Annotated in this window: 2 protein-coding genes; one reads left to right on the plus strand and one right to left on the minus strand. The window is 54.3% G+C overall.

The window, feature by feature from the left end:
• Nucleotides 1–1,705: AsmA family protein (locus ACP5D0_RS09425; protein WP_472365506.1), on the plus strand; the 1,705-nt coding region annotated here is incomplete at its 5' end.
• 95 nt (nucleotides 1,706–1,800) lie between these two features.
• On the opposite strand, the gene ACP5D0_RS09430 is transcribed toward ACP5D0_RS09425, so the two are convergent.
• Nucleotides 1,801–2,334, minus strand: a 534-nt coding sequence (locus ACP5D0_RS09430; RefSeq protein WP_472365507.1) for a tRNA-uridine aminocarboxypropyltransferase, incomplete at its 5' end; no start/stop codon positions are given.

Raw genomic sequence — 2,334 nt, forward strand, 5'->3', positions numbered from 1 at the left:
CAACTACGCTGGACAGGGGCAAGGAAAACTGCCATTTCAGGCCTTGCAGGGGCAGCTGACCACGGCCGATTTGGCGTTTGATCTGGATACCCAACAACTGACCTTGCCCAGCTTGCAGCTGACAACCCAGAACACCGGTCAAACCGATTTTGTGGCGCAGCAAGCCGATGTTCAACTGAACCTCACCCAATTGCTGGCCAATCTCAAGCAGCAGACATTTCAGGCCGATAACCTCGCACTTCAAGCATACCTGCAGGGCGATCAACTGCCCAAGGGAAATGTCAAAGCTGCGCTTTCAATGCAGCCGCAAGCGGATTTACAGAAACAAACCGCTCAGTTAAAGGCGCTTCGCTTGGAAGTCATGGATGTCAAAGCCGACGGTCAGATCGAGGCCAGTCAACTGCTCGACGCCCCCAAGGTCACTGCCTCACTGAAGGTGCCGCAAACCAACCTGCGCGCGCTGTTAAACGACCTGAAAATCGCCCTGCCAGAAATGCGCGACCCCAAAACCCTGACCCGACTGGCGGCGGCCTTCAACGTCGATTACGACGGTGGCAAAGAAGTCGCGAAGGTGTCCAATGTAACGGTGACCCTGGATGACAGTCAACTGACCGGTTCCGCCTCGGTAGCGCAATTCGAGCAACCGGATATTCGCTGGGATTTAAGCCTGAACCAAATCGACCTCAATCGCTATTTACCGCCCAAGCCAGCTGAAACCAGCCAGCCAAGCGAACCGAAAACACCCCCGGCATCAAGCGAAGAAGCGGTGATTGAGTTGCCAGTGGAGTTGCTGCGCAGCCTCACCCTGAACGGCACCTTCAAAGCAGGCGACATCCGTTTTGACAAACTCAACCCGAAAAATCTGCTGGTGGTCGTCAAAGGCGAGCCGGGGGTCATTCAAATCAGCCGTCTGACCACCGACATTTTCAACACCCAACTCAACGCCCAAGCCAGTCTGGACGTGCGCGATGAGGTGCCGAAATACGCCTTTAAAACCGACACCCATAAACTGCCGGTGGAAGAATTGCTGATCACCTTTGCCGATACCGATCAACTCAGCGGCACCGGCCATGTGCAAGCCGACATCACCACCCGAGGCGATCGCGTTTCGCAATTCAAGCAACACCTCAACGGCACCGTTAAACTCGACCTGAAAGACGGTGCGGTGAAAGGGTTTAATTTAGCCAAATCCATCCGCGATGCCCGTGCCATCATCCGTGGCGACAAAACCCAAGCGAAATCCGAGCCCTTGCAAACCGATTTCAGCACCATGGTCATGCACGCCACCATTGAAAACGGAGTGGTCACCACCGACACCTTAAAGGCCGCCGCCCCCTATATGCGCATTCGCGGCGAAGGCACCATCAATTTACCGCAAGAACAACTGGATTACCGTGTTTACACCAGCATTGTGGACACCTCAAAAGGGCAAGGGGGCGATGCCTTAAAAGACCTGGATGACATCACCATTCCCGTCAAACTCAGCGGCGACTTTCAAAAACCGAAGGTGTCTTTGGATCTCGAATCTTTGCTGAAAGAAAAGGCCAAACAGGAAGTGCAGAAACAGCTCGACGAACAAAAAGAAAAGCTGCAAAAAGAAGCGCAGAAAAAAATCGAAGAGCAGCTGAAAGGTCAACTGAACGATCAGCAGAAAGATGCGCTCAAAGGGTTAGGCGACCAACTGCTTAAAAACCTGCCGTTTTAACCGAATGCCAATCGAATGCGAAATCGCCAGGCCTGGGGAAAATTGAAGCGGTCAAAAACGCTGAATTTCCCAGGCCTGGCCAAATCGTTGAACGCTCAGCCATCACCCAAATCGGTTGGCGCAGACGCAAACGCCTGACGTTGCGCCACAAAATCGGCCAGCGCCAGACGTAACCCCAGAAACCGCTCTGGCTCGCCTTCGAGTTCACACAGCACCGCGTGAATCGCTTCCAGTGTGGATAAGCTCTGGGCATTGGGCGCTTTACGAATGGCGTAATCCGATGTCCACTGTCCGCTGAGTTGCAATCTCGGCAAGGCCTGCAAGGCTGGGTTGGTCTGCAAGAGTTTATAGGCTTTGCGCCAAGTGCCATCCAACAGCAACACCTGAATCGTGTTTGCGGGTCGGTTCAGCAGATCGGTGGTGGTTAGCCAAGCGCCCGTCTGTTCAATCGAAGGCGCATTTGAATCCGGCGGAAACAGCAAATAGGTGGGTTTGGCTTTTAGCCAGGCCTGGCAATCCGGTAACTCCGCCACCGAATCGCCGACCCAGACCGGGCAATCCGCTAAACACAGTTGCGCCAGCCGCGCTGTGCCCTTGGCCTGATGTTGCTCGGACGGATGCTGTAAAAT

This window comes from Hydrogenovibrio sp. (assembly GCF_049975065.1).
Lineage (GTDB): Bacteria > Pseudomonadota > Gammaproteobacteria > Thiomicrospirales > Thiomicrospiraceae > Hydrogenovibrio.